Here is a 26,229-nt window from a genome sequence, read left to right as displayed (position 1 = left end):
TATAGAAATTAATGAATGGCGCGCGCCTTGCCGGCGAGGGCGCTGCATTCATCCACCGCAGCGCTATTTTTCGCCGTATACCGCGAAGCTATGATGACCGTTTCATGAATGAAACATGACAGGTGACATCTAGATCATCGCGCCGCCTATCGGGTCAAGGCCCATAACGCGACCCCGATGGCGACCGCCGCCACCCCAACCAGCGCTGCAACCAGCCGGTTGTTCTGTTCCTGCGCCCGCCGCAATTGGATCATCTCGGCCAGCAAGGCGGGCGAGACATTCGGACGGCTCAGGTGGTCATGGACCAGCCTGGGCAAAGCGGGCAGCATTTGCGACCACTGCGCGGCTTCTTTTTCCAGGCTCTGCCGCAGCCCCTTGAATCCGACACGCTGACGCATCCAGCGTTCCAGATAGGGCTTGGCGGTCTTCCAGAGATCCAGGTTGGGATCGAGCTGGCGGCCCAATCCCTCGACGTTCAGCAAGGTCTTCTGCAACAGGACCAGCTGCGGCTGGATCTCCACATTGAACCGGCGCGAGGTCTGGAACAAGCGCAGCAGCACCTGCCCCAGTGAGATCTCCGACAACGGCCGGTCAAAGTAAGGTTCGCAGACGGCGCGCACCGCGCCCTCCAGCTCTTCTTCGCGCGTATCGGGCGGCACCCAGCCCGATTCGATGTGCAACTGCGCCACGCGACGATAGTCGCGGTGGAAGAAGGCCAGGAAGTTCTGCGCCAGGTAATTCTTGTCGAACTCGGACAGCGAGCCGACGATGCCGAAGTCCAGGGCGATATAGCTGCCCAGCGTATCCGGGCGATCCGACACGTAGATGTTGCCCGGGTGCATGTCGGCGTGGAAAAAGCCGTCGGTGAAGACCTGCGTGAAGAAGATCTCCACGCCGGTGCGCGCCAGCGTCGGGATGTCGATGCCGGCCTGGCGCATGCGCTCCACCTGGCCCACCGGCATGCCGTACATGCGCTGCATGGTGAACACGGTGGATGCGGTGTATTCCCAGATCACCTCAGGCACGATCAGCATGTCGCCGCGGCCGGACTCGGGGCCGAAGTTACGGCGCAGCTGGCTGCAATTGGAGGCTTCGCGCACCAGGTCCAGCTCGTCGTGCAAGTACTTGTCGAACTCGGCCACCACTTCGCGCGGCTTCAGACGGCGGCCGTCGGCGCCCAGGCGCTCGATGATGCGCGCCACCACCTTCAGCAGCGACAGGTCTTTCTCGATGATGCTGAGCATGCCCGGACGCAGCACCTTGACCGCGACCTCGCGGCCGTCGTGCAGCACGGCGAAGTGCACCTGGGCAATCGAGGCCGAGGCCACCGGGTCCACTTCGAACTGGGCGAACAGCTTCTCGGGCGGCGCACCCAGCGCCGTTTCGATGCAGGCAGCGGCCTGGGCCGAGGGGAACGGCGGCACGCGGTCCTGCAGCAAGGCCAGTTCGTCGGCGATGTCGGCGGGGATCAGGTCGCGGCGGGTGGACAGCACCTGCCCGAACTTGACGAAGATCGGACCCAGCGATTCCAGCGCCAGGCGCAGCCTCAAGCCCCGCGGCTTGCGCGGACGCGTGCCCAGGCGGATGACGCGCAGGAGGCAGGTGGCCAGCGGATGGTTCAGGCTGGAGAGCACCAACTCGTCCAGGCCGTAGCGCAGCGAAACCAGGATGATGCGGAAGAGGCGCAGCAGGGGAAACATGTATCAGACGCCCCGCTTTGCGCTGGCGGATGCCAGACGGGTTTGCAGCGCGGCGGCCGAGCGGGCCAGCGCGTCGGCGCGGGCATTCAGTTCGGCCAGGTCCAGGCGCCATTGCTCCAGCGCGGGGCGGCTTGCCAGCATGCCGCTTTCCTCGGACAGGTATTCCGACACGTTCTCGGCCAGGCGCAGGCCGGCCGTGCGCGCGCCGCCCGCCGCGGCGCGGGCGCCGCCCACCAGGCGCAACGCGGCAATGTCGCCCACCACCCGGGCCAGCGCGTCTTCCGGATCCCAGCGCAGTTGCTTGGACAGGTCCGCCACCACTTGCGCCAGCGCCGCGTCGCCCGAAATATGGGTCGCCTCGGCGAAGTCGGGCGTCTCGCGGTCCGCGCCCAGGCGCGGCAGCGGCAGCTTTTCAGGCGCGACCGTCAGGGTCACGTCGGGCACCACGGCCGCATCGGCCTGGGCCGCCAGGCCTTCGCTGTCTATGGTCAGGCCCAGGCTGAAGCCGCCCAGCGCAAAACGCACGGTCTTGCCGGCGTGCCGGGCGAGGCGCTCGCGCGCCCAGTCCTCGCGCCGCAACAGGGCGTTGAGCGCGCTTACAGCCAGTCGCGAGGGGGTGGGCAGGAACGGAAAAGGCAGCATGACGGTCTGCAACGGCCCCGGTTGCCGGGGTTGCCGAAGTTAATGGGTAAATCGGGAGTGTAACGGGTTGGATGAATGGGTGTTTTGCGCAAGCACATGGAAAAACCGGCCCTTTAAGGGCCGGTTCAAACAGATGCCTTGCGGCATCCGCAACGGAGGCGGGATTCGGACCCGGCCGGCCAGGCTCAGCTGGCGAGATCCACCGGGATCTGCTGGATGCCGGCCAGCAGCCAGCCGCCATTGGCAGGCTTGAACAGATTCCACACTTCCTCGAAGCGGAAGGCCTCGGCGCCCGGGGCTTCGCGCAGCATGCCGGAGAAGCGCACGCTGGCCAGGTGGCCGTCGGAAACGGTTTCGATGCCCAGCATTTCGGCGTTCAGCAAGACCACTTCGGTCTTGTTGGGCGCCGCGCCGCGCTCGGCCAGTTGCGGCTTGAGCTCGGTGATCAGGTCGTCGGTCAGGAACTCGCGCAGGCCATCGGTGCTGCCGCTGTCCCACACGGCCTGGATGCGCACGAACTGATCCTTGGCCTGCTTCAGGAAGTTGGGCGTGTCGAAATCACCCGGCACGAACCAGTTGTTGTCGTCGCCCGCCTTGGGCATCGCGGCCGGGGCAGCGGCGGCGACCGGAGCGGCGACCGCTGCCGCAGCGGCAGGAGCCGCCGGCTTCAGCGATTCGCGCCACATCGGCTGCTGTTGCTGGCCCGGGGTGTTGTTGGACCCGTTGAACGCGCCCTGCGTGGCGGTGCGCGGACCGGCGCCGCGCAGGCGGCGGATGATGAACATGACGGCGAACACGACGGCGGCGATCAGCAGCGCGGAGCCGAGGAATTCGGCGAAGGCGCCCGACAGGCCCATGCTGGACAGCAAGGCGGCGATACCCAGGCCAGCGGCGATGCCGGCGATGGGGCCGAGCCAGCGCGAAGCGCCGCTCTTGGCGGCAGCGCCCGCGGCGCCGGCCGTGGCCGCGCCGGCGGCTGCCGGGGCGGCGGTGGCGCCAGCCGTGTTGTTGGCGGCGGCCGGCGGCGTGGTCGCCTGGCGCTGCTGGGTCACGTTGGAGGATTGGCGGCCGACGCTGCTGCCGCCGCCGGCACGGCGGGCTTCGGCGTCAAACGACGCCGTCACCAGTGCCGCGCCAGAGATGGCGATCAGCGCCGCGGCGACAAACCGCGAAAGACAGAATTTGGACATAGGTTTGCTCCCTCGTACTCGCGCCCCTGCCGCCCCGTAGCAGCAGGAAGTCCCACGGACCGCGGGACCTTAGTCGCGACTTTTCTTACATTAATCTGAATACCGTAAGAATAACGGACAAGACGCCGCCCCACAAGTTCCCGCAGGCACGGTGAAAATATCCAGATTGCCGGCGCGGATCAGCCCAGTTTCACGCCTTCGTGCAGGGCGGCGATGCCGGCGGTCAGGTTGAAGTACTGCACCCGGTCCAGCCCGGCCGTGCGCAGCATGTCGGCCAGGGTTTCCTGGTCGGGGTGCATGCGGATGGATTCCGCCAGGTAGCGGTAGCTGGCCTCGTCTTTGGCGACCTTCTTGCCCAGCCAGGGCAGCACATTGAAGGAATACCAGTCGTAAGCCGGCGCCAGAGGCTTGGCCACGCGCGAGAATTCCAGCACCAGCAGCTTGCCGCCCGGCTTCAGCACCCGGGTCATTTCGGCCAGGGCGCGGTCCTTGTGGGTCATGTTGCGCAGGCCGAAGGCCACGCTGACGCGGTCGAAATGGCCCGTGGGGAACGGCAGGCGCTCGGCGTCGCACACCGCGGTGGGGACCAGCAGGCCGGCGTCCGTCAGGCGGTCGCGGCCCACCCGCAGCATGGAGTCGTTGATGTCGGTGAGCCAGACCTCGCCCGTGGGGCCGGCGCGCTTGGCGAAGGCTTTGGCCAAATCGCCCGTGCCGCCGGCGATGTCCAGCACTTTCATGCCCGGACGAATGGCGGCGCGACCGATGGTGAAGGCTTTCCAGACGCGGTGCAGCCCGGCCGACATGAAATCATTCATGACGTCGTAGCGCTGCGCGACCGAATGGAACACTTCGGCGACTTTGCGGGCCTTTTCGCCTTCCGGCACGGTCTGGAAGCCGAAATGGGTGGATTGCGAGGCGGAATCCGCGGAATGTTGCGATTCGGAGGGGTTTTGCATGGTGAATTCCCGATATATCGTTCAATGGTAGCCTATCGGGCTCCCTGCGGAGGCCGGCGGACGCGGACTATGGCGCCCGGCGGTCACATACCTGAAATATTGCGGCCATACTATCGCAATGTTCGCGCCGCGCCGGCGCTTAGAAGTGTGCCCAATCCGCCATGTCCAGCACCATCCTCGTCGTCGAAGACGAACCCGCCATCCAGGAACTGATCGCCGTCAACCTGTCCTTCGCCGGACACAAGGTGCTGCGCGCCTTCGACGCCGACCAGGCCCAGACCCTGATCCGCGCCGAGCTGCCCGACCTGATCCTGCTGGATTGGATGCTGCCCGGCACCTCCGGCCTGGCCATGGCGCGCAAGCTGCGCAACGACGAGCGCACCCGCGCCGTCCCGGTCATCATGCTGACCGCCAAGGGCTCCGAGCAGGACAAGGTCGACGGCCTGGAAGCTGGCGCCGACGACTACATCACCAAGCCGTTTTCGCCCAAGGAACTGATGGCGCGCATCAAGGCGGTGCTGCGCCGCCGCGCGCCCCAGCTGACCGACGACGTGATCGACGTGGGCGGCCTGAAGCTGGATCCGGTGACGCATCGCCTGTCCGGCAACAGCCAGTCGCTGCAGATCGGCCCCACCGAATTCCGCCTGCTGCATTTCTTCATGACCCACCCCGAACGCGTGTTCTCGCGCTCGCAGCTGCTGGACCAGGTCTGGGGCGACCACGTCTTCGTGGAAGAGCGCACGGTCGACGTGCACATCCGCCGCCTGCGCAAGGCGCTGGAACCCAGCGGCCACGACGCGCACGTGGAAACGGTCCGCGGCAGCGGCTACCGGTTTACGGCCCAGCTCCCGACGCGGTAAAACTCCCGCACGATGATCTGGCTGCGCACTCTTTTCCTGGTCGCCCTGTGGGCGGTCGCCGCATTATTGGCTCAATGGCTCATAGGAGACCCGGCGGGCTGGATATTGTTCTCCGTCGCGCTGGCCGCCATGCTGCTCTGGCGCAGCTGGCGCCTGCACCTGGTGTCCCACTGGGCCAACCACCCGGACACCTCGCCGCCCGCGTCGGTCGGTCCCTGGGACGACATCCTCGCCCCGCTGTACCGCTACACCCGCGCCCGCGCCCGTGAACTGAACGAAACCCAGAACACCATGCAGGGCATGCTGGCTGCCGCGCAAGCGCTGCCGGACGGCGCGGTGACCCTGAACGAGGATTTCCAGATCGACTGGTGCAACCGCATGGCGCGCCAGCATCTGGGCCTGCGCCTGCCGGCCGACCGCGGCCACAACCTGCTGAACCTGCTGCGCGCGCCCGAATTCGTGGAGTACGCGCACCGCCCGTCCTGGCCCGATCCCATCCTGGTGCGCCTGGGCCAACAGGGCCAGGAGCGGCTGATGATGATGCAGCTGACCGCCTACGCCAGCAATCAGCGTCTGCTGATCACGCGCGACGTGACCCAGATCGAACGCCTGGAGACCACCCGCCGCGACTTCGTGGCTAACGTCTCGCATGAACTGCGCACGCCGCTGACGGTGCTGGCGGGCTTTCTGGAAACGCTGCGCGACATGCCCGCCGACGCCCTGCCCGCCGAACAGCGCGAGCAATACATCGACATGATGCACGAGCAGGCCCAGCGCATGCAGGCCATTGTCGAAGACCTGCTGACCCTGTCGACGCTGGAGTCCTCGCCAGGCAGCGACCCGCGCGCCGTCAACATGGGTGCGCTGCTGCAGAAGGCGCGCCAGCAGATCGAGGCGCTCTCGGGCGGCCGCCATGTGCTGGAATGGCACATCGACGAATCCCTGGACGTGCTGGGCGCCGAAACCGAGCTGACCTCGGCGTTGTCGAATCTGCTGACCAACGCCGTGCGCTACACGCCCGACGGCGGCACCATCACCGTGCGCTGGGAGCGCGAGGAAGACGGCGGCGCGCGCTACAGCGTGCAGGACACCGGCATCGGCATCCCCGCGCGCCACCTGCCCCGCCTGACCGAACGCTTCTACCGCGTCGACCGCGGCCGCTCGCGCGCGGTGGGCGGCACCGGCCTGGGCTTGGCGATCACCAAGCACATCGCCATGCGCCACGACGCCGAACTGCTGATCACCAGCGAGCCCGGCAAGGGCAGCGTGTTCGCCCTGCGCTTTCCGCCCGACCGGATCGCCATCGACAGCCCGGCCTGAACCACCCGAGCCTGTGCAAGGCAGCTTTGCCATGCACAGGCCCAAGTGCCGCGCGAATGGTAAATTTCCGGCCATGCGCATCCTGGTCATCGAAGACGAACCCAAACTGGCCGACTACCTGAAGAAGGGGCTGTCGGAGCAAAGCCATGTCGTGGACCTGGCGCGCGACGGCGTGGACGGCCTGCACCTGGCGCTGGAAGGCGTCTACGACCTGATCGTGCTGGACGTGATGCTGCCGGGCGTGGACGGCTTCGGCGTGCTGGCCGCGGTGCGCGAACAGAAAGACACCCCCATCCTGATGCTGACCGCGCGCGACGCGGTCGAGGACCGCGTGCGCGGCCTGGAAGGCGGCGCCGACGACTACCTGGTCAAGCCCTTCGCCTTTTCGGAACTGCTGGCGCGGGTGCAGGCGCTGCTGCGCCGCGGACGCTCGCAAGAGCCCACCCTGCTGCGCCTGGCCGACCTGGAACTGGACCTGGCCCGCCGCCGCGCCCAGCGCGGCGGCCGTCGCCTGGACCTGACCGCCAAGGAATTCAATCTGCTGGCCTTGCTGCTACGCCGCCAGGGCCAGGTGCTGTCGCGCACCACCCTGGCCGAGCAGGTCTGGGACATGAACTTCGACAGCGACACCAACGTCATCGACGTGGCGGTGCGGCGGCTGCGCAGCAAGCTGGACGACCCCTACGACACCAAGTTGCTGCACACCGTGCGCGGCATGGGCTACGTGCTGGAATCGCGCCCCGCCCACGGCCGCCCCGCATGAACCCGCTGCGCGTGCGCTCGATGCAGGCGCGGCTGACCCTGCTGCTGGGCGCCATCGCCCTGCTCGTGTCCAGCCTGGCGGGAGCCACTTTGTTCTGGGCGCTCAAGCGCGAAGTGGAGCGCCAGGAAATCACCGAGGTCAGCGGCAAGCTGGAATTGATCGATCACCTGATCGACATGCAGAACAACGCCCGCGGCCTGAACGACCTGGCCGCCACCTTCGACGAGATGCGCACGGGCCAAGGCCAGCTGGGCATCTGGATCGTGGATGCGCACGGCCGCTCCGTTTACGGCGGCCCCGCCCCCGAGACGCTGGCGACCAGCGACGGCAGGCAGGTCGTGCTGCAAACCGCCGACGGCGGCCGCATGCGCGGCCTGCGGGTGGCCATGAACGACCGCATCCTGCCCGGCGCGCAGTTGACCGTGGCGGTCAGCACGCGCACCAGCTCCCAGTTCCTGTATGCCTACGGCACCGCGCTGGTGCTGATCTGCGCGCTGTGGGTGGGCGCCACGGTGGTGCTGGCGGCCTGGGCCGTGCGCCGCAGCATGGCGCCGGCGCGCAGGCTGTCCGAACAGGCCGCCAGCATCCAGCCCGACAACCTGGCGCGGCGCCTGCCGCTGGAAGATACCGACCGCGAACTGCATGATCTGGTCCGCTCCTTCAACCGCACGCTGGAGCGCCTGCAGGCCGCCTATCAACAGATGGAAGGCTTCAATGCCGACGTGGCGCATGAGCTGCGCACGCCGCTGGCCACGCTGATCAACGGCACGCAGGTCATGCTGTCGTCGCCGCGCGATGCGGCCGAACTGCGCGATGCGCTGGAATCCAACCTCGAAGAACTGGAAGACCTGAAGACCCTGGTCAACGACATGCTGTTCCTGGCGCGCGCCGACCGCGGCGAACGGGCCGCGGACCTGGCGCCGGTATCGCTGGCCGCCGAAGCGCGGCGCGTGGCCGAATACTACGAGGCCATGCTTGAAGAAAGCGGCGTGCACCTGCGCTGCGTGGGCGACGCCACCGTGGCCGCCAACGCCGGCCTGGTGCGGCGCGCGTTGGCCAACCTGATCTCCAACGCCATCAAGGCCACGCCTCGCGGCGGCGAGATCGTGCTGGCCTGCTCGGCTTCGCCCGCAGGCGCCCGGGTGGAAGTGCGCAACCCCGGCGCGCCCATCCCGTCCGCCGACCTGCCCCGCATCTTCGACCGCTTCTTCCGGTCCACCCACGCGCGCACACCGCGCAGCGAAGGCCACGGCCTGGGCCTGGCCATCGTGCGCGCCATCGCGCGCATGCACGGCGGCGAGGTCGATGCGGCCTCGGGCGCGCACGGCACCGTGGTCGGCATCACGTTGCGCGCGCCGGAAGGCCACGCGTCCACGGCGAACATTACAAAATCGTAATGTTGACGACAGAATGGGGTCACTCCCGTTCTTCTACAGTACGCTTGAATTCACCTCGTCCCGCAACGGAGCATCATGAATCTTTCCCGTCTTACGCGCCGCCTGGCCCTTGCCGCGGCCCTGTGCGCGCCCGCTTTCGCCACCGCCCAGACGCCCGTCAAGGTAGAGGTCTGGAAGACCCCGACCTGCGGCTGCTGTGAAGACTGGGTCAAGCACATGCGCGACAGCGGCTTCGCCGTCACCACCCACGACGTCCAGGACACTGGCCCCATCCGCCGCAACGCCGGCATGGCCAATTACGGCTCCTGCCACACCGCGGCCGTCGAAGGCTATGCGATCGAAGGCCACGTGCCCGCCAGCGACGTGCGCCGCCTGCTGCTGGAAAAGCCCGACGCTGCCGGCCTGGCCGCGCCCGGCATGCCGCTGGGCTCTCCCGGCATGGACGGCCCCGAATACGGCGGCCGCAAGACGCCGCACGACGTGGTCCTGGTCGACAAGCAGGGCGGCGCCAAGGTGTTCCAGGCCTATCGTTAAAGCGCAGTTTTCGACGTCCTGTTCGGGCATCGCTCCTTTTCGGGCGATGCCCGAGTCGTTTGCGCACCTGAAACAATTCATCCACACCGCCCCAATGGCTACTCCTTGCACTGCAGCAAAAATGGGCCACAATCAATAAAACGGATTCCTCACCCACCCCTCAGGCTGTCATGGCACAAATCGTCCTGTTCGAGAACATCCACCCGAGCGCCCGCGCCGTCTTCGAAGCCGCCGGCTACTCCGACATCGTCACGCACGCCGCCTCCTTGCCGGCGTCGCAACTGAGCGACGCCCTGCGCGGCGCCCAGGTGGCGGGGATCCGTTCTCGCACCCACCTGGATGCCGCCCTGCTTTCCGGCAACCCCGACCTGCGCGTCGTGGGCTGCTTCTGCATCGGCACCAACCAGGTCGACCTGGACGCGGCCATGCAGCGCGGCATTCCGGTATTCAACGCGCCGTTCTCGAATACCCGCTCGGTTGCCGAACTGGTGCTGGGCGAAGCCATCCTGCTGCTGCGCCGCATTCCCGAAAAGAACGCCCGCGTGCACCAGGGCCACTGGGACAAGAGCGCTTCGGGCGCCTTCGAGACCCGCGGCAAGACGCTCGGCATCGTGGGCTACGGCAACATCGGCTCGCAGATCAGCACGCTGGCCGAAAGCCTGGGCATGCGCGTCATCTACCACGACGTCGAAGCCAAGCTGCCGCTGGGCAATGCCCGGCCCGCCGCCACCTTGAACGATCTGCTGGAGCAGGCCGACGTGGTGACCCTGCACGTGCCGGGCGGCAAGACCACCGAAAAGATCATGAACGCGGAAACCATCGGCCGCATGCGCCGTGGCGCCATCCTGATCAACGCCTCGCGCGGCACGGTGGTGGATATTGACGCGCTGCACGCCGCGCTTAAGTCCGGCCATCTGGCCGGCGCCGCGCTGGACGTGTTCCCGACCGAACCCAAAGGCGCGGACGAGCCGCTGGCCAGCCCGCTGATCGGCCTGCCCAACGTGATCCTGACCCCGCACATCGGCGGCAGCACGCAGGAATCGCAAGAGAACATCGGCCGCGAAGTGGCCGAGAAGCTGGTGCGCTTCCTGCAGGCCGGCACCACCAAGGGCGCGGTCAACTTCCCCGAACTGCCGTATCTGGAGCCGGCCGGCGGCACGCGCATCCTGCACGTGCACCGCAACGCCCCGGGCGCGCTCGGCACGCTGGACAACCTGATGGCGCAGCACGGCCTGAACATCGTCAGCCAGACCCTGCAGACCCGCGGCCAGATCGGCTACGTGATCACCGACGTGGAAGGCGAAGTCAACGACATCGTCATGACCACCTTGCGCGACCATCCGATCACGGTCCGCTGCGACCGGCTGTAAGGTTGCCAAGATGACAAGGGGCCCGCGCAAGCGGGCCCTTTTTGCTGCCGCGCCCCAACACCAACCCAGATCCCCGTGCGTATCGGCATTGCGCAATGCGGCAGACTTCAGTTATAAACGATAACCATTCCCACTCCTGCTAAATACGGCGCACCTTCGCGCCTGGGTCCGCCCGATGTCCGCCGCCGATCTCCCCGTGCAGCAAGACCTGCACGCTCTATACAGCGATCATCACGGCTGGCTGCTGGGATGGCTGCGCCGCAAGTTGGGCAACGCCGCTGACGCCGCCGACCTGGCACACGACGCCTTCCTGCGCCTGATCATCAGGCCGGCACCCGACGGATTTGCCAGTGCGGGCGCCGCTCGCGCCTATCTGCGCGCCATGGCGCAAGGCTTGTGCACCGATCTCTGGCGACGGCGGGAAGTGGAGCAAGCCTGGCTGGAAAGCCTTGCCGCGCAACCCATGGCCCATGCGCCCTCTCCGGAACACCAGTCGCTGGTCATCGAAACCCTGATGGAAGTCGGCGAATGGCTGGGACGCCTGCCGGAAAAGGTACGCACAGCCTTCATCCAGGCCCAGATACATGGGCTTTCCACCCGCGAGATCGCTGACCACATGGGCGTGTCCATGCGCATGGTGCAGAAGTACCTGGCTCAGGCCATGCTGCATCTTGCGTTGATCGACGCCGGGCTGGCTGCCTCCGGTATCCGCAGGCCCTGACCATGCCTGCGCCGCCCCGGCCGGTCCTCGCGGACGGCCCCCTTCCCGTCCAAGCGGATTATGAAAGCCTGAAAGCGGCGGCCGAGTGGTATGCAGTTTTGCAGGATGCCGAAGCCGGCTCCAGGCAGCACGTCGACTGGCAGCGCTGGCTGGATGCTCGGCCGGAACACCACCGCGCCTGGGCGCATGTCATGGCGGTCAGCCGGCGCTTTACGCTGCTGCGCAACGACGGTGAGCGCGAAGCCGCCGAGAAAGCAGTACAGGTCGCTTCCCGCCGCCCATCGTCGCGCCGCCGGGCCGTCGGCCACGTCCTGGCGCTGGGCGGCGCGGGAATCCTGGGTTGGCTCGCCTGGCGGCACACGCCTTTGCCCGCCATCGTGACCGCCTGGCGCTCCGACTATGCAACCGGCGTCGGCGAACAACGCAACATTGTCCTGGCCGACGACACCCGCGTCTGGCTCAATACCCGCAGCGCCATCAATGTCGATTTCAACCAGGATCGCCGTCTGTTGACGCTGGCCGATGGCGAAATCCTGGTCGAAACCGGCCAGGACACGCAGCGACGGCCGTTCTTCGTCGATACCCGCTATGGCCGCGCACAGGCCTTGGGCACCCGTTTCACGGTGCGGCAGACGGACGAAGATGTCCTGTTGGCGGTCTATGACGGGCAGGTGGGCATTCAGAACCTTGCCGGCCGCAATGCTCTCGTCCGGGCCGGGGAGCAACGGCGCTACACCGGGGACGATATCTCCGCGGCGGCCCCGGCCGATCCCGCGCGCGAAGCCTGGTCGCGCGGCGTGATCCTGGCGGAGAACCTGTCCCTCGCCGATCTCATCGCGGAACTGGGCCGCTATCACCTCGGGCATGTCGGCGTCGATCCCCGCATCGCCGGCCTGCGCGTCGTCGGCCGCTACCCGGCCAATGACTTGGATCGCACGCTGGCCATGCTCGCCCGTGACCTGCCGATACGCATCCAGCGCACACTGCCATGGTGGGTAACGCTGGCCCCCCGGTGAGCGTACCCCCGAAGAAATTTTCACAGCGCGGTTCGCTTTTCTCCTGTTCGTTCGATCAACAGGGAAAGAGGACTCCGCCGACCTTTGCCGCATTCCTACGGCAATACCGGTCCGTGACGGCCGGCCGACGCCCCATGCCCGTAAACGGTGGACCTCTCCTTGCCCAACTCCATTCCAAGGAAAGCCGTTCCATGCGCCGCCTGCCGCCACCTGCCTACCCCGTATCGTCCCTTGCCCGATTGCCGCGCCCAGCCGCCGTGGCGCGCAAGGCTTTGCTGGGCGCGATCCTGATGACGGGCGCCGGCGTCGGCACGGTCCATGCCCAAGCCGCCGGACCCGCCGCCGCCAGCCCCTCGGTCCGCGCCTACGACGTCCCCGCCGGCCCTCTGGCGGGCGCATTGAGCCGCTATGCCGATCAGGCCAATATTCTTCTCAGCGTGCCGGCAGCCATGACGGCAGGCAAGACCAGTCCCGGGGTACGCGGCACCCATACGGTCGATGGTGGGTTCCGGCAGCTGCTCAACGGCACCGGTCTGGAAGCCGTGCGCCAGGCCGACGGCGGCTACTCGCTGCGGCCCGCGCCCGTATCCGCTGAAACCACCCTGCCCGCCGTGTTGGTGACCGGTTCCGCCACTGCGGCGTACAACGAGCCCTACCCGGGCGGCGAGGTCGCGCGCGGCGCCAAGATCGGCCTGCTCGGCGACAGGGATTTTCTCGATACGCCCTTCAGCGTGACCTCATACACGTCCAAGCTGATCGAAGACCAGCAGGCGCAGAACCTCGGTGACGTACTGCTCAACGACCCCTCGGTGCGCAATACCTACTCGCGCGGCGCGGGTCGGGACGAATTCAATGTCCGCGGCTTCACGCTGTTCAACTACGACGTCGCCTATAACGGCCTGTATGGCATTTCCCCCCGCAACTCCACCTCGCTGATAGGAATCGAGCGCGTCGAGGTGCTGCGCGGTCCGAACGCGCTGCTCAACGGCATGGCGCCGTACGGCTCGGTGGGCGGCTCGATCAACCTGGTGCCCAAGCGCGCCGACGCCGAGCCCTTGAACCGCGTAACGCTGTCCTATCTCGAAAACAGCCAGTTCGGCCTGCAGGCGGATATCGCCCGCCGTTTCGGCGAAGACCAGCGCACCGGCGTACGCCTGAACGTGCTGCGCAGCGGCGGCGACATGAACATCTCCGGCGCCGGCGAGGACATGGGCGCGATCTCCCTCGGCCTGGACTACCGCGGCAACCGCTTCCGCATCGAAGGCGACATCAACTACCAGAACCGCGTGACCGACGCGCGCAGCGGCCTGTTATTCCCGCCGCCCTCGGGCGAGGACATCGGCCATGCACCGGACCCGAAACGCAATTTCTTCCCCGACTGGACCTACTGGAAAGCCAAGGAGTGGACGGGCGACGTGCGCGCCGAGTACGACCTGTCCGACGACTGGACGGTGTACGGCGCCTTGGGCGCGCGCAAGCACGACTTCGAAAGCCTGCAGACCACCTGGCTGATGCTCGACTCGGCGGGCATGATCGGCTCCGTGCCCGCCCGCCTGAACGAAAGGCTGTTGAGCAAGACCGGCGAGGTCGGCATCCGCGGCCGCTTCAATACCGGCCCGATCAAGCACGAACCGGTGCTGTCGGCCAGCTTCCTCGACATCGATTACTCGTCGGCGCGCGTGCGTTCCACCACCACGGTTTTCTCCGACCTGTACGACCCGGCCGATCTGGCCAAACCGAACATCCCCAAGCCCACCGATCTGGGCAAGACCAGCGAAACACGGTTGTACAGCGTTGCGCTGGCCGACACGCTTTCGGCGATGGACGGCGCGGTGCAGCTGACCGGCGGCCTGCGCCAGCAGCGCGTGCAGTCGGTGAACTACAACCCCGCGACCGGCGAACGCGTATCGGACTACGGCAAATCCGCACTCACCCCGGCGTTCGCGCTGACGGTGAGGCCGACCACGCAACTGGCGCTGTACGGCAACTACATCGAGGGTCTGAGCCAGGGCGGCACCGCGCCGGCCGAGGCCGTGAACGCAGGCGAGACCTTCAAGCCCGGCGTCTCGAAGCAATATGAAGTCGGCGCCAAGTACGACTTCGGCACCGTCGCAACCACCTTGAGCGCGTTCCAGATCGAGCAGCCCAGCGCTTACCTGGACCCGGTTACCTTGCGCTACCAGGCATCCGGCAGGCAGCGCAATCGCGGCGTGGAATTCCTGATCCAGGGCGAGCCGGCACGCCACGTCCGGCTCTTGGGCGGCGTGGCCTACACCGCTGGCGTCCTGACCAAGACGGAAGGCGGCGTCAACGACGGCAACGTCGCGCCTGCCGTGCCGCGCTGGCAGTTCAACGCCTCGGCGGAATGGGATACGCCTTTCGCGCAAGGCCTGACCCTGATGGCGCGCGTGCTGCGCACCAGCACCCAGTATGTCGATGCGGCGAACACACAGCAGCTGCCCGCCTGGACCCGCTTCGACGTGGGCGCGCGTTACGCGATGAATATCAACCGCACGCCGGTCACCTTGCGGGCGACGGTGGAGAACGTGTTCAACAAGCACTACTGGCTGTCGGCCGCGCGTGAAGGCCTGACGGTGGCCGCGCCACGCACGCTGCTGCTGTCCGTCACCGCGGAGTTCTGATGCGGCTGCTTGCAGGGAGCGCATCGCCCGCGCGGGCGGTGCGCAGCAAGACCTGGTATCTGGTCCACAAATGGACCAGCCTGGTCTGTACCCTCTTCATGCTGGTGGTCTGCGTCTCCGGCCTGCCCTTGATCTTCCACGACGAAATCGTGGAATGGCTGGACGCTCCGCCGCCCTGGCCCAGCGTCGCGCCGGACCCGTCCGCGCCTGCCCTCGACGGCCTGATCGCGCAGGCTCTCCACCATCATCCGGCGCATCGCATCGTCGAGGTCGAAGTGGCCGCCCGCTCGCCCCGCGTCATCCTGGCGCTGGCCCCTGGCGACCAGGCTCCGTCCGGAACATCCTCGATCCAGCTGCACTACGACGCTCGCAGCGGCTTGTTGCAGCAATCGGTGGACAGCGCCGACGAAGGCCTGGGCACGCGCGCCATGACCATCATGACGCGCTTGCACATCGATCTCTACGCGCTCCTGCCCGGCCAGCTGTTTTTGGGCTTCATGGCCCTGCTCTTCTCGGTGGCGGTGATATCGGGCGCCGTCCTCTATCACCCCTACATGAAGAAAACCCCGTTTGGCACCGTCCGCGCCACGCGCGCCAAGCGCCTGAAGTGGCTGGACCTGCACAACCTCCTGGGAATCGTCACGCTGGTCTGGGCGCTGATGATGGGCGTCACAGGCGCCATCCACGAACTGGCGGTGCCGCTCTTCCGCTACTGGCTGTCCCACGACGTCCAGGCCGCGGTGGCGACGACCGACGGCCATCCGCCCGCCGGCCCGTCGCAATTGGCCTCGGCGCAACAGGCCTACGCTACGGCGCGGGCTGCCGTCCCCGGCCGCGTGGTGGAGTCCCTGCGCTTCCCGGACGCGGGCCTGGGCCTGCCGCAGCACTACCTGCTGTGGGCCAAGGGTGAAACCCCGCTGGCCGCCCATCTCTTCGACGGTGTCCTGGTGGACGCGCGTACGGGCCAATTGACGGCGGTGCTCGAGATGCCCTGGTACCTGCGCGTACTGCAATTCTCGCGGCCGCTGCACTATGGCGACACCGCCGGCCTGCCGCTGAAGCTGATCTGGGCCGCCTTGGACCTGATCACGATCGTGGTCCTGGGCAGCGGTCTCTACCTATGGCGCAAGCGTAAGAAAAACTAGCGGGCCGGACGATGCGCGCCATCGGCAGCCGAGGCCGCGCGGACCAGGCATTCCGCCATCTTGCCCCTAACGCTCGCGGCATCGAACGGCAGCCGCCCGATGATGCCGATCTCGCGGTGGAAGGCCGCCTCGTCCAGGGACACCAGGCGCAAGCCCGCCAGATCCAGCCCCAACAAGCGCGGCAGCAGCGCCACCCCCAGGCCGTGCCGCACCAGGTTGGCGATGGCCTCGATCTCGTCGAGTTCCACCGCCTCGTGCACCGTGATGCGTTGCTTTTTCAGGAACAGATCCACCCCCCGTCCGCCGAACGAGGCCCGGTCGTAGCGGATGAACGGCTGGGTGGCCAGCAGCTCGCGCCAAGGAGCCCGCGCCATCGATTCCGGCATCGCCAGCACCATTTCCTCGCGCAGCAGCGGCTGCCAGCCCAATTCTGGTGGCAAGGCGAACGGAGGCCGGATCAGCAGCGCCATATCCACTTCGCCCGCGTCCACCTGCCCCAATAGCGACAGCGACACGCCAGGCACGATCCGCACCCGCACGTCGGGATAGCCCGCCCGGAACTCTCCCAGCGCCTGCGCCAACAGATGCTGCTGCACCGAGGCAATCGCGCCGATGCGCAGCGATCCGCTGACATGTCCTGCGCCGGCCGCGGCCGCCATGCGCTCGGCCATCGCCACCAGTTCCTCGGCCTGCGGCAGCATCTCGCGCCCATGGAGGTTCAGCACGGCCGCGCGGGCGCTGCGGTCGAACAGCGCCACGCCCAGGTATTCCTCCAGGCGCTTGATCTGGGCGCTGACCGCCGACTGGGTCAGCCCCAATTGAGCGCCGGCACCGGTGAAAGTGCCGTCCCGCGCCACAGCCAGAAAGGTTTTGAACTCTTTGATCACGATCAATAATTTCGATGCTAAGACACGAAAAATATCGTTTTTCAATCAAAAAAACAATACTTAAACTAAGCGCTGATGCCAGGCCTGCGCAGTCTTGCGATGGCCTGCAATCTGATTGATCATTTTCTTTTGCCCGACCCGGAGCCTTCCATGACCGCTCAAACCAACCTGCCACCGTTCCACCTCGCCTTCCCGGTCCGCGACCTGGCCGAAGCCCGCGCCTTCTATGGCGAAAAGCTGGGCTGTCCGGAGGGCCGCAGCTCGCCCGAATGGATCGACTTCAACTTCTACGGCCACCAGATCGTCGCCCACCTGGCGCCCAGCGAATGCGGCCACAAGGCCACCAGCGCCGTGGATTCGCACAATGTGCCGGTGCGCCATTTCGGCGCCGTGCTTTCCATGGAACAATGGGAAGCGATGGCAAAGCGGCTGACCGACGCCGGCACCGAATTCGTCATCGAGCCCTACATCCGCTTCAAGGGTGAAGTGGGCGAACAAGCCACCATGTTCTTCCTGGATCCGTCGGGCAACGCGCTGGAATTCAAGGCGTTCAAGAACATGGATTCCCTGTTCGCCAAGTAATCCGTCTCTACAGGTTTCGTGTCGTTGAACGCAATTTCAGAACCTCCTTCTCCGGCCGAAACCTCCTGGCGCATCCTGCCTCAGGGTGACCGCTGCCTGATTATTTCCTTTGGCGACCAGATCGACGCGGCCGTGGGCCGGACCTGTCTGGCCGCGGCCGGGAAGCTGCGCGACGCGCGGCTTCCCGGCGTGACCGACGTGGTGCCATCGTTCGTCGCGGTGGCGGTGCATTACCGTCCCGGCGCCAGCGGCGGCCCCACGTACACGCAACTGGCCGAACGCATCGGACAACTGCTGTCCGCAGGCATCGCCGCGGACACCCTGGGCGGACGCGAGATCGACATCCCGGTCTGCTACGGCGGCGAACACGGCCCCGACCTGGCCGAGGTGGCCGAAGCCGCCGGCCTCACCCCTGAAGGCGTCATCCAGCTGCACAGCCAGCCCCGCAGCATGGTCTTCATGCTGGGCTTCGCGCCCGGCCACGCCTACCTGGGCGTGCACGACGAAAAACTGAATATCCCGCGCCGCGCCTCGCCGCGCACCGCCGTGCCTGCCGGCGCAGTGGCGGTCGCCAACCGCCAGACCGTGATCTACCCGAACCGGCTTCCCGGCGGCTGGAACATCATCGGCGCCACCCCGCTCACCATGTTCGACCCGGCCCGCGAACCCGCCGCCTTGCTGCAACCCGGCGACTCGGTCCGCTTCGTGCCCATCAGCTCCGAGGAGTTCGACCGCATCCGGGGAGCCCGGCCATGAGCCTGACCGTGATCAAGCCCGGCATGCTGTCCAGCTTCCAGGACCGCGGCCGCGAGGGCTACCAGCACCAGGGCATCCCGGCTGCCGGCGCCATGGATGAGCGCGCGCACCGCCTGGCCAACGCCCTGGCCGGCAACCAGGACGAACACGCCACGCTGGAAATGACCCTGACGGGTCCGACCCTGCGCTTTGACGCGGCGGCCTGCTTCGCCCTGGCCGGCGCCGACCTCGGCGCCACGCTCAACGGCCAGGACATCCCGGTCCACCGCCCCCTGGTGGCGCGGGCCGGCGACACGCTGGCCTTCGGCGCCAGGCCGGCCGTGGGCGTACGTGGCTATCTGGCGCTGCACGGCGGCTTTGCGCTGCCGCGCGTCATGGGCAGTGAAAGCACCTACCTGCGCAGCGGCTTCGGCGGCTTCCAGGGGCGCGCGCTGGCCAAGGGCGACCAGGTGCCGCTGCATGCGCCGCTGGCCGCCAGCCGCGATCTGGACGCCTTGCAGGAAGCGCTGTGGAACCAGCGCGTGTATCTGCCGGCGGCGCTGGGCGCCAAACGCCGCGAGTTCATCCGCTTCCTGCCGGGCATGCACTGGGAGGAATTCTCCGGCGCCACCCGCCAGGCCTTCGGCGGCGGCGCGGAATTCCGCATCAGTCCGCAGTCGGACCGCATGGGCTACCGCCTGCTGGGCCCGGGGCTGTCCATGAGCCAGCCACGCCAGATGCTGTCGGAAGCGGCCTGCTTCGGCACCGTGCAGGTGCCCTCGGGCGGCGAGGCCATCATCCTCATGGCCGACCGCCAGACCACCGGCGGCTATCCCAAGATCGCGCAGATCGCCACCGTGGACCTGCCGGTCCTGGCGCAGTGCGCGCCCGGCCAGACCTTGCGTTTCCAGCTGATCGAACTGGAAGAAGCGCAGCGCCTGGACGGCGAGCGCGAACGCGCCTTCACGCAATTGCAAGATGCGCTGACGCCGTTGCGCGCGCTCCTTGCCTAGAAAGGAATTTGCCATGACCACCCGCATCGACATGAACTGCGACATGGGCGAAAGCTATGGCGCCTGGACCATGGGCAACGACGCGGCGGTGCTGCAGTTCGTCAGCTCCGCCAACATCGCCTGTGGCTTCCATGGCGGCGATCCGGCCACCATGCGCAAGACCGTGGCCGCCGCGCTGGCGCGCGGCGTGGCGCTGGGCGCCCATCCCAGCCTGCAGGACCTGGCCGGATTCGGCCGCCGTGTCATCCAGATCAGTCCCGACGAAGCCTACGACATCGTGGTCTATCAGATCGGCGCGCTGGCCGGCGTGGCCGCCTCGCAAGGCGCCCGCCTGCACCACGTCAAGGCGCACGGCGCCCTCTACAACATGGCCGCCAAGGACGAAGGCCTGGCGCGCGCGATCTGCCAGGCCGTCAAGGACGTGGACGCCACGCTGATCCTGTACGGGCTGGCGGGCAGCAAGCTGATCGACGCGGCCCGCGCCATCGGCCTGGCCGCCGCCAATGAGGTCTTTGCCGACCGCTCCTACCAGGACGACGGCTCGCTCACGCCGCGCAGCCGTGCGGGCGCGATGATCGAAGACCTGGATCAGGCGGTGGCGCAGGTGGTGCGCATGGTGCGCGAAGGCAAGGTGCGCTCGGTCGACGGCAAGGACGTGCCGGTGCAGGCGGATACGCTCTGCATCCACGGCGACCAGCCGAACGCGCTGATCTTCGCCGACGGCATCCGCAAGGCGCTGGAGCAGGCGGGCATCGAAGTCCGCACACCCCCGAGGGCATAGGCGCGGCCGGCTAGGCGTGGCCGGCATAGGCGCAGCCGGCTCAGGCGCGATCAGCTCAGGCGCGGCCGTAGCGCGGCGCCGGCTCTTCCCCGTCCTGCTGCGCGGCATGGCGATAAGCCTCCAGCACGCCAGGCAGCACATCCGCCAGATAGCTGCGCGTCATGTCGATCGCGCGCTCGACATCGCGAACGGCCAGCGCCTCGATCACGCCGCGGGTGCATACCTGGATCCCGCTGAACGGCATCGCTTGCCTGGCCAGCAGGTAGCGCAGCGGCTCGATCTGTTCGTAAAGCTTGCTGAGCATGCTGGCCAGCGGGGTATTGCCCGTGCTGCGGGCCGCGGCCAGATAGAACTCGCACGCCGCCCCGATCGCCGCTTGCGCATCGCCCGCGGCCAGCGCCGCCGCGATGGCCGCGTCATGACCGCGTTGCTCGGCCAGCAGCGGCGCCAGATCGTCGACCTCCGCCGCCTGGCGCAGGCAATAGGCTTCCAGCTCAGCACGTAACAGGTACAGATGGCGGATCTGCGCTTCGGTGTAGAGAGTGACGCGGAAGCCCTTGCGCTGGATGTGCGTGACCAGGCCGCTCAATTCCAGCAGGCGCAACGCTTCGCGGATCGGGCTGCGGCTGGTGCCGAAACGCTGCTCCAGCTCCTGTTCGCGCAGCGGCTGGCCGGGCCGGATGGTGCCGTCCACGATCAATTCACGAATCTGTTCCTGCAGGAAATACGGAATCGTGGCGGGCGCTTTGATGTCCAATCGGCTCCCCTTGTACTGCGCAATGCATGGTATGAGACATTGTGAAGATACTAGAAATTTCTTGAAACATAAATAAGAAAATTGTTGCAGAGCGCCATGCCGCCCCGGCTGTCAGTCCCAGTCGTCCCGATATACGAACTTCGGCATCTGCCAATTGAAGCGCAGGGCCAGCAGGCGCACCGCCAAGCCCGCGGCCAGCGCAATCGGCACCGCGGCATTGGCGGACAGGCCCAGCGCCTGCGAACCCAGGTACAGGCCGCCGGTCACGAAGGACACGCTGGCATAGAGTTCCTTGCGGAACAGCAGCGGCACCTCGTTGCACAGCACGTCGCGCAGCACCCCGCCGGCGCAGCCGGTGATCATGCCGCTGATCAGCACCACGGTGACCGGCAGCTGCATCACCTGCGCCACCTGGCAGCCGATGACCGTGAACGCCACCAGGCCCAGCGCGTCGGCCAGCAGGAACACGCTGCGCAGGCGCCGCATGACCGGCGCGATCAAGGCGGTGATGATCGCCGCGCCCGCCGTCATCCACAGGTATTCCGGGTGGACCACCCAGGTCAGGGGGTAGTGCCCCAGCAGCACATCGCGCAGCGAGCCCCCGCCCAGCGCCGTCACGCAGGCGATGATGCAGACGCCCATCCAGTCCATGTCGCGGCGGCCGGCGGAAAGCGCTGCGGTCATCGCTTCCGCCACGATGGCGACGAGGTACAGCGTGTGCAGCAGGGTGGGCGACAGATCCGGGAACATGGGGCGCGGGAAAGTTGGACTGGCCCCCATTGTATTAAGCCGGCACGCCGCGGCGGCCATTGCCTGCATCCGCGCCATCCCTTACCCTCGACTTTGCGTTGATATCTATCAAGTCCCCATCCGCGAGGCCGCGGGACAATGGGGATATAGCCCGTTAGGGCGGAACGGCTGGAACGCGCGCATGCGGGAGTCGGCGATCTGGCCACAACCGGGAGAGAACGTATGACACAGCAAACTGGCCCCATCCTGTTGGCGACCGACCTGAGCGCGCGCGGCGACCGCGCCCTGGACCGCGCGCTGCAACTGGCCAAGGAACTTGGCACCAAGCTCATCGTCCTGCATGTCATGGAATCCCATGCCACGCCGGCCCGCCTGACCACGCCGGTATGGCGGCGCCTGTCGACGGACCACAAGGCGCTGGCCGAGCGCGAGCTGGCCGAAGACCTGGCGGCGGCCGACGTGCCGACCGAAGTGGTGGTCGTCAGCGGCGATCCGCTGGTCCGCATCATGGAAACCGCCGACAGCTACGGCTGCTCGCTGATCGTCACCGGCACCGCCCGCGATGAAACGCTGGGCCGCCTGCTGTTGGGCACCACGGTCGAAAAGCTGGCCCGCCAGGCGCGCCAACCGGTGCTGGTGGTCAAGACCCGTCCGCGCCGCCCCTACCGCGACGTGCTGGTCGCCACCGACTTCTCCGCCGGTTCGCGCCAGGCCTTGCGCGCCGCGCTGCAACTGGTGCCGAATGCGGAGCTGACGCTGTTCCACTCCTATGACATCCCCTTCCAGGGCAAGAAAGCGCCGGAAGATGCCATCACGCGCAGCTTCTATCACGCCGCCGAACAGAGCGCCCAGGAGTTCATCGCCGAAACGCCCGAACTGGCCCAGGTTGCCGCCCCCAAGGTGGTGCTCGAATGCGGCCAGCCGGAAACCGTGCTGTCGGAGTACTCGTTCAACCACCGTTCCGACCTGGTCGTGACCGGCACCCACGGCCGCACCGGCATCCTGCGCACCGCCATCGGCAGCGTGGCCGAACGGCTACTGGAATCCCTGCCCAGCGACGTGCTGATCGTCCGCCTGCTCGGCGAGGAGTAACCCGGTCAGGGCATAAAAAAAACGGCGCCTCGGCGCCGTTTTTTTTGCTTGTGGGGCTCTTGTGCTTGCCCCTACGCTTCCTCGCCCTGCTTTTCCATGGTTTCTATCGTGCCACGCAGCAGATGCAGCAGCACCAGGCCGGGCAGCGCAATGACCACGGTCAGCAGGAAAAAGCCTGGCCAGCCCATGGCCTCGACCAGCGGCGGCGTGAGCGGCCCCGCCAGATAGGTGCGACCCACGGCGGACAACGCCGACAGCAGCGCGAACTGGGTCGCCGAAAACTGCTGGCGGCACAGCGCCATCAGCAGGCCGACGAAGGACGCCGTACCGAGTCCGCCGCAGAGGTTCTCGATACCCACGCCCGCGGCCATCAGCCAGAGGTTCTTGGGGCTGACGGCAATCAGCCAATACGCCAGGTTCGATACCGCCTGCAAAAGACCGAAGGCCATCAGCGAGCGGTACAGGCCCCAGCGCGACATCAGCGATCCGCCTGCCAGCGCGCCGATGATGGTGGCGGCCAGGCCCAGCACCTTGTTCACCGTGCCGACTTCCGTCGGCGTGAAGCCCGCGCCGCGGATCAGGAAGGTGGTGGACAGCGCCCCGGCGAAGGCGTCGCCCAGCTTGTACAGCACGATCAGCAGCAGCACCGCCAGCGCCCCGCGCCGCGTGAAGAACTCGCGCAGCGGCTCGCCCACGGCCTCGCGCAGCGTGCGCGGCGGGCGCGCGACGTGCTCGGGCTCGGGCGCCCAGAACGTCGCCAGCGCGCACAGCAGCATCAGGCCGCCCATCAGCACATAGGTATTGCCCCAGCCTATCCATTGGTCCGCCAGGATCAGCGCCAGCCCGCCCGACACGATCATGGCCAGCCGGTAGCCCATGACCTTGATGGCCGCGCCGGCGCCACGCTCATCCTTGCGCAGTACGTCGGTGCAATAGGCGTCGAAAGCGATGTCCTGCGTGGCCGACAGAAAGGCCACCAGCACGGCCAGCAGGGCCAGGGTCTGCAGCGTCGACGACGGCGACAAGGCGCCCATCGCCATGATGGCCACGGCCAGCAGCAACTGGGTCAGCAGCATCCAGCCGCGGCGCCGGCCCAGCAGGGGCGGCGCATAGCGGTCCACCAGCGGGGCCCACAGGAACTTGAGGGTATAGGCGCTGCCCACCAGGGTCAGGAAACCGATCTGCTGCAGCGGCACGTTTTCCACCGTGGCCCAGGCCTGCAAGGTGCCGCTGGTCAGGGCCAACGGCAATCCGCTGGCAAAGCCCAGGACCAGCAAGGGGGCCACGCGGGGGCTGGTGTAGACGTTGGATACAGCGGTAATGACGATCTCCTGAAACGCGCCCGCGCGCCGCTAGCGGCCGCAGGCTTGCGGCATTTTAGGGCCTCTGCGCCCGCGCTGCAGGCAGGATGCGTGTCGGAATGTCAGGGCGACGCGAAACGGTACACCGCCAAGGTGCTGCGCCAGCTGGGCAGCAATTTCACCTCGCGCCCTTCGTTGAAGGTGGCGCGTTCAAGAATGCTCAGGCGCACCTCGCCGGCCAATTGCTCGAAGTCGCGCAGCGTGCACAGGTGGATGTTCGGCGTGTTGTACCACTGGTAGGGCATCTGGCCCGTCACCGGCATGCGGCCGCGCAGGATGGCCCAGCCGTGCGGCCAGTAGCCGAAGTTGGGGAACGACACCACGCCGAAGCGCGCCACCCGCGCCATTTCGCGCAGGATGTGCTCGGTGCGGTGCATGGACTGCAGGGTCTGCGACAACACCACGGTGTCGAACTGCTTGTCGTCGAACAGCGCCAGCCCGTCTTCCAGGTTCTGCTGGATCACTTCGACGCCGCGCCGCACGCAGGCGATGACGCAGTTGTCGTCCAGTTCCACGCCGGCGCCCCGCACCTGGCGGTGATCGCGCAGATGCGCCAGCAGCGCGCCGTCGCCGCAGCCCAGGTCCAGGACACGGCTGCCGGGCTCGATCCAGCTGGCGATGCGCGCCAGGTCGGGCCGCAGGACGTTGAGCGCGGGGCGGGGAGTCACGGGCGTCATGCGGCGCGTCCTTCGGTCTGGGCGGCATCGCCGAGGCCGAGCTCGCGCGCGATGCGTTCGTAATAGCCGCGAACCACGGCATGGTAGCGCGCGTCTTCCAGCAGGAAGGCGTCATGGCCATGCGGCGCGTCGATCTCGGCGTAGGTCACCGGACTGGCGTTCTTCAGCAGCGCGCGCACGATTTCGCGCGAGCGTTCCGGCGGAAAGCGCCAGTCGGTCGAAAACGACACCAGCAGGAAATCGGCCTTGGCCGGCGCCAGCGCGCGGGCCAGGTCGCCGCCGGTGGTGCGCGCGGGATCGAAGTAGTCCAGCGCGCGCGTGATCAGCAGATAGGTATTGGCGTCGAAATAGCGGGTGAATTTCTCGCCCTGATAGCGCAGGTACGACTCCACCTCGAACTCGACGTCGTAGCCGTAGTGGTAGGCGCCATTCTCCGCCGGGGCGCGCTGGGCGCGGCCGAATTTCTCGGCCATGTCGTCATCGGACAGATAGGTGATGTGGCCGATCATGCGCGCCACCGACAGGCCGCGGCGCGGCACCGTGTCTTGCGCGTAGTAGTCGCCGCCGTGGAAATCCGGATCGGTGATGATGGCGCGGCGCGCGACCTCGTTAAAGCCAATGTTCTGCGCCGACAGGCGCGGCGTGCTGGCGATGACCACGCAATTGGCCACGCGGTCCGGCAGCGTGATGGCCCAGCTGAGCGCCTGCATGCCGCCCAGCGATCCGCCCATCACCGCCGCGAAACGGTCGACGCCGAAATGGTCGGCAACCCTGGCCTGCGCCCGCACCCAATCCTCCACGGTCAGCACCGGGAAAGCGGCGCCCCAGGGCTTGCCGGTTTCCGGATTGATGCTGGCCGGGCCGGTAGAGCCGAAGCAGGAGCCCAGGTTATTGACCCCGATCACGAAGTAGATGTTGGTGTCCACCGGCTTGCCGGGACCCACCATGTTGTCCCACCAGCCCACATCGCTGGGGTTGTCGGCCGCCTGGCCGGCCACGTGGTGCGAGGCGTTCAGCGCGTGGCAGATCAGGACCGCGTTGCTGCGCTGGGCGTTGAGCGTGCCATAGGTCTCGACCGCCAGTTCGTAGGCGGCCAGCGACTGGCCGCTCTGCAAAGGCAGGGGCTCATCGAAACGGATGAAGGTGGGAGCGACGAGGCCGACCGAACCGGGATCAACGGCATCGGAAGTCGTGACGGGTGCGGGTATGAACCCGCTGGCCGAATCACCGGCCAAATTCTGGGCAGGAGTGGTCATACGGACCTCTTTAGCTGGATTTATTGGAAGGCGCCCGCAAGCGGATCAGGCAAATCGGCGCCGAAAAATTTTGTACTGCGGC

The 26,229-nt window shown here is 67.3% G+C and carries 25 protein-coding genes and 1 riboswitch; of the genes, 15 read left to right on the top strand and 10 right to left on the bottom strand.

Translation table 11 applies throughout. The features are described from left to right. Positions 1-146: 146 nt before the first annotated feature. From ubiB to ubiE, 4 genes are all read right to left on the bottom strand, one after another. On the bottom strand, positions 147-1,700 hold the full coding sequence (ubiB, locus tag AC3WOB_RS19660) for a ubiquinone biosynthesis regulatory protein kinase UbiB (protein ID WP_013391254.1): 1,554 nt from the start codon (positions 1,698-1,700) through the stop codon (positions 147-149). A gap of 3 nt (positions 1,701-1,703) precedes the next feature. After that, positions 1,704-2,342 (bottom strand): ubiquinone biosynthesis accessory factor UbiJ, encoded by a 639-nt coding sequence (locus tag AC3WOB_RS19655; protein ID WP_013391253.1) that lies wholly within the window; start codon positions 2,340-2,342, stop codon positions 1,704-1,706. Positions 2,343-2,527: 185 nt separating this feature from the next. Continuing rightward, the gene (locus AC3WOB_RS19650; protein ID WP_013391252.1) at positions 2,528-3,532 is read right to left on the bottom strand and encodes a Tim44 domain-containing protein; all 1,005 of its coding nucleotides are present in this window, start codon (positions 3,530-3,532) and stop codon (positions 2,528-2,530) included. 179 nt (positions 3,533-3,711) lie between these two features. Next, entirely contained in the window at positions 3,712-4,488 is a 777-nt protein-coding gene (gene ubiE, locus AC3WOB_RS19645) for a bifunctional demethylmenaquinone methyltransferase/2-methoxy-6-polyprenyl-1,4-benzoquinol methylase UbiE (RefSeq protein ID WP_013391251.1), read from the bottom strand. A 161-nt stretch (positions 4,489-4,649) separates the two neighbouring features. Between ubiE and phoB the strand changes: the two genes are divergently transcribed. The 10 genes from phoB to AC3WOB_RS19595 all read left to right on the top strand — a co-directional run bounded on the left by phoB (position 4,650) and on the right by AC3WOB_RS19595 (position 16,256). Further along, a complete protein-coding gene (phoB, locus tag AC3WOB_RS19640; RefSeq protein ID WP_006227196.1) occupies positions 4,650-5,348 on the top strand; it encodes a phosphate regulon transcriptional regulator PhoB in 699 nt (232 codons plus the stop codon). Between the two features lie 12 nt (positions 5,349-5,360). After that, on the top strand, positions 5,361-6,668 hold the full coding sequence (gene phoR / locus AC3WOB_RS19635; protein WP_013391250.1) for a phosphate regulon sensor histidine kinase PhoR: 1,308 nt from the start codon (positions 5,361-5,363) through the stop codon (positions 6,666-6,668). Between the two features lie 73 nt (positions 6,669-6,741). After that, the gene (locus tag AC3WOB_RS19630) at positions 6,742-7,431 is read left to right on the top strand and encodes a heavy metal response regulator transcription factor (protein WP_013391249.1); all 690 of its coding nucleotides are present in this window, start codon (positions 6,742-6,744) and stop codon (positions 7,429-7,431) included. Continuing rightward, positions 7,428-8,828: a heavy metal sensor histidine kinase gene (locus tag AC3WOB_RS19625; RefSeq protein WP_492275928.1), complete on the top strand. Its 1,401-nt coding sequence runs from the start codon at positions 7,428-7,430 to the stop codon at positions 8,826-8,828. The genes AC3WOB_RS19630 and AC3WOB_RS19625 overlap by 4 nt, the downstream gene beginning before the upstream one ends. A gap of 75 nt (positions 8,829-8,903) precedes the next feature. Beyond that, entirely contained in the window at positions 8,904-9,362 is a 459-nt protein-coding gene (locus AC3WOB_RS19620; RefSeq protein WP_013391247.1) for a DUF411 domain-containing protein, read from the top strand. Positions 9,363-9,532: 170 nt separating this feature from the next. Then, positions 9,533-10,732: a phosphoglycerate dehydrogenase gene (gene serA, locus AC3WOB_RS19615; protein WP_492275927.1), complete on the top strand. Its 1,200-nt coding sequence runs from the start codon at positions 9,533-9,535 to the stop codon at positions 10,730-10,732. A 175-nt stretch (positions 10,733-10,907) separates the two neighbouring features. Further along, positions 10,908-11,453, top strand: a complete 546-nt coding sequence (locus tag AC3WOB_RS19610; RefSeq protein WP_492275926.1) for a sigma-70 family RNA polymerase sigma factor — start codon at positions 10,908-10,910, stop codon at positions 11,451-11,453. 2 nt (positions 11,454-11,455) lie between these two features. Beyond that, positions 11,456-12,469: a FecR domain-containing protein gene (locus AC3WOB_RS19605; protein WP_492275925.1), complete on the top strand. Its 1,014-nt coding sequence runs from the start codon at positions 11,456-11,458 to the stop codon at positions 12,467-12,469. A 191-nt stretch (positions 12,470-12,660) separates the two neighbouring features. Further along, positions 12,661-15,111: a TonB-dependent receptor gene (locus AC3WOB_RS19600; RefSeq protein WP_013391243.1), complete on the top strand. Its 2,451-nt coding sequence runs from the start codon at positions 12,661-12,663 to the stop codon at positions 15,109-15,111. Continuing rightward, positions 15,111-16,256: a PepSY-associated TM helix domain-containing protein gene (locus AC3WOB_RS19595; RefSeq protein WP_013391242.1), complete on the top strand. Its 1,146-nt coding sequence runs from the start codon at positions 15,111-15,113 to the stop codon at positions 16,254-16,256. The genes AC3WOB_RS19600 and AC3WOB_RS19595 overlap by 1 nt, the downstream gene beginning before the upstream one ends. Here AC3WOB_RS19595 and AC3WOB_RS19590 read toward each other — a convergent pair. Beyond that, complete coding sequence (locus AC3WOB_RS19590) at positions 16,253-17,143, bottom strand: LysR family transcriptional regulator (RefSeq protein WP_041654804.1); 891 nt, start codon at positions 17,141-17,143, stop codon at positions 16,253-16,255. The genes AC3WOB_RS19595 and AC3WOB_RS19590 overlap by 4 nt on opposite strands. A gap of 150 nt (positions 17,144-17,293) precedes the next feature. On the opposite strand from AC3WOB_RS19590, the gene AC3WOB_RS19585 reads away from it, so the two are divergent. From AC3WOB_RS19585 to AC3WOB_RS19570, 4 genes are read left to right on the top strand one after another with little or no spacing between them, the layout of a single operon-like run. Next, positions 17,294-17,725: a VOC family protein gene (locus tag AC3WOB_RS19585; RefSeq protein ID WP_013391240.1), complete on the top strand. Its 432-nt coding sequence runs from the start codon at positions 17,294-17,296 to the stop codon at positions 17,723-17,725. 24 nt (positions 17,726-17,749) lie between these two features. Then, a complete protein-coding gene (gene pxpB / locus AC3WOB_RS19580) occupies positions 17,750-18,481 on the top strand; it encodes a 5-oxoprolinase subunit PxpB (RefSeq protein ID WP_013391239.1) in 732 nt (243 codons plus the stop codon). Beyond that, positions 18,478-19,473 (top strand): 5-oxoprolinase subunit C family protein, encoded by a 996-nt coding sequence (locus AC3WOB_RS19575; RefSeq protein ID WP_492275924.1) that lies wholly within the window; start codon positions 18,478-18,480, stop codon positions 19,471-19,473. The genes pxpB and AC3WOB_RS19575 overlap by 4 nt, the downstream gene beginning before the upstream one ends. A gap of 13 nt (positions 19,474-19,486) precedes the next feature. Then, a complete protein-coding gene (locus AC3WOB_RS19570; RefSeq protein WP_013391237.1) occupies positions 19,487-20,254 on the top strand; it encodes a LamB/YcsF family protein in 768 nt (255 codons plus the stop codon). A gap of 55 nt (positions 20,255-20,309) precedes the next feature. Here the strand turns inward: AC3WOB_RS19570 and AC3WOB_RS19565 are convergent, their stop codons facing one another. Together AC3WOB_RS19565 and AC3WOB_RS19560 are read right to left on the bottom strand one after the other, a co-directional pair. Further along, positions 20,310-21,011 carry a GntR family transcriptional regulator gene (locus AC3WOB_RS19565; RefSeq protein WP_013391236.1) on the bottom strand — a complete coding sequence of 234 codons (702 nt, stop codon included), beginning with the start codon at positions 21,009-21,011 and terminating at the stop codon, positions 20,310-20,312. A gap of 111 nt (positions 21,012-21,122) precedes the next feature. Continuing rightward, on the bottom strand, positions 21,123-21,761 hold the full coding sequence (locus AC3WOB_RS19560) for a trimeric intracellular cation channel family protein (RefSeq protein WP_041652134.1): 639 nt from the start codon (positions 21,759-21,761) through the stop codon (positions 21,123-21,125). A 222-nt stretch (positions 21,762-21,983) separates the two neighbouring features. On the opposite strand from AC3WOB_RS19560, the gene AC3WOB_RS19555 reads away from it, so the two are divergent. Then, entirely contained in the window at positions 21,984-22,853 is an 870-nt protein-coding gene (locus tag AC3WOB_RS19555; RefSeq protein ID WP_492275923.1) for a universal stress protein, read from the top strand. A gap of 71 nt (positions 22,854-22,924) precedes the next feature. Here the strand turns inward: AC3WOB_RS19555 and AC3WOB_RS19550 are convergent, their stop codons facing one another. The 3 genes from AC3WOB_RS19550 to metX form a co-directional block, all read right to left on the bottom strand. Beyond that, a complete protein-coding gene (locus AC3WOB_RS19550) occupies positions 22,925-24,181 on the bottom strand; it encodes a muropeptide transporter (RefSeq protein WP_041652131.1) in 1,257 nt (418 codons plus the stop codon). A 95-nt stretch (positions 24,182-24,276) separates the two neighbouring features. After that, positions 24,277-24,891, bottom strand: a complete 615-nt coding sequence (gene metW, locus AC3WOB_RS19545) for a methionine biosynthesis protein MetW (RefSeq protein WP_013391232.1) — start codon at positions 24,889-24,891, stop codon at positions 24,277-24,279. Then, positions 24,888-26,147 carry a homoserine O-succinyltransferase MetX gene (gene metX / locus AC3WOB_RS19540; RefSeq protein WP_492275922.1) on the bottom strand — a complete coding sequence of 420 codons (1,260 nt, stop codon included), beginning with the start codon at positions 26,145-26,147 and terminating at the stop codon, positions 24,888-24,890. The genes metW and metX overlap by 4 nt, the downstream gene beginning before the upstream one ends. Continuing rightward, positions 26,137-26,218, bottom strand: a riboswitch (SAM riboswitch). Its footprint overlaps the gene before it by 11 nt. Positions 26,219-26,229 lie beyond the last annotated feature (11 nt).

The organism is Achromobacter sp. FW305-C-30-7 (genome assembly GCF_058783105.1).
The sequence above is the reverse complement of the archived record's forward strand: the minus strand, read 5'-3'. Positions and strand labels throughout refer to the sequence as shown.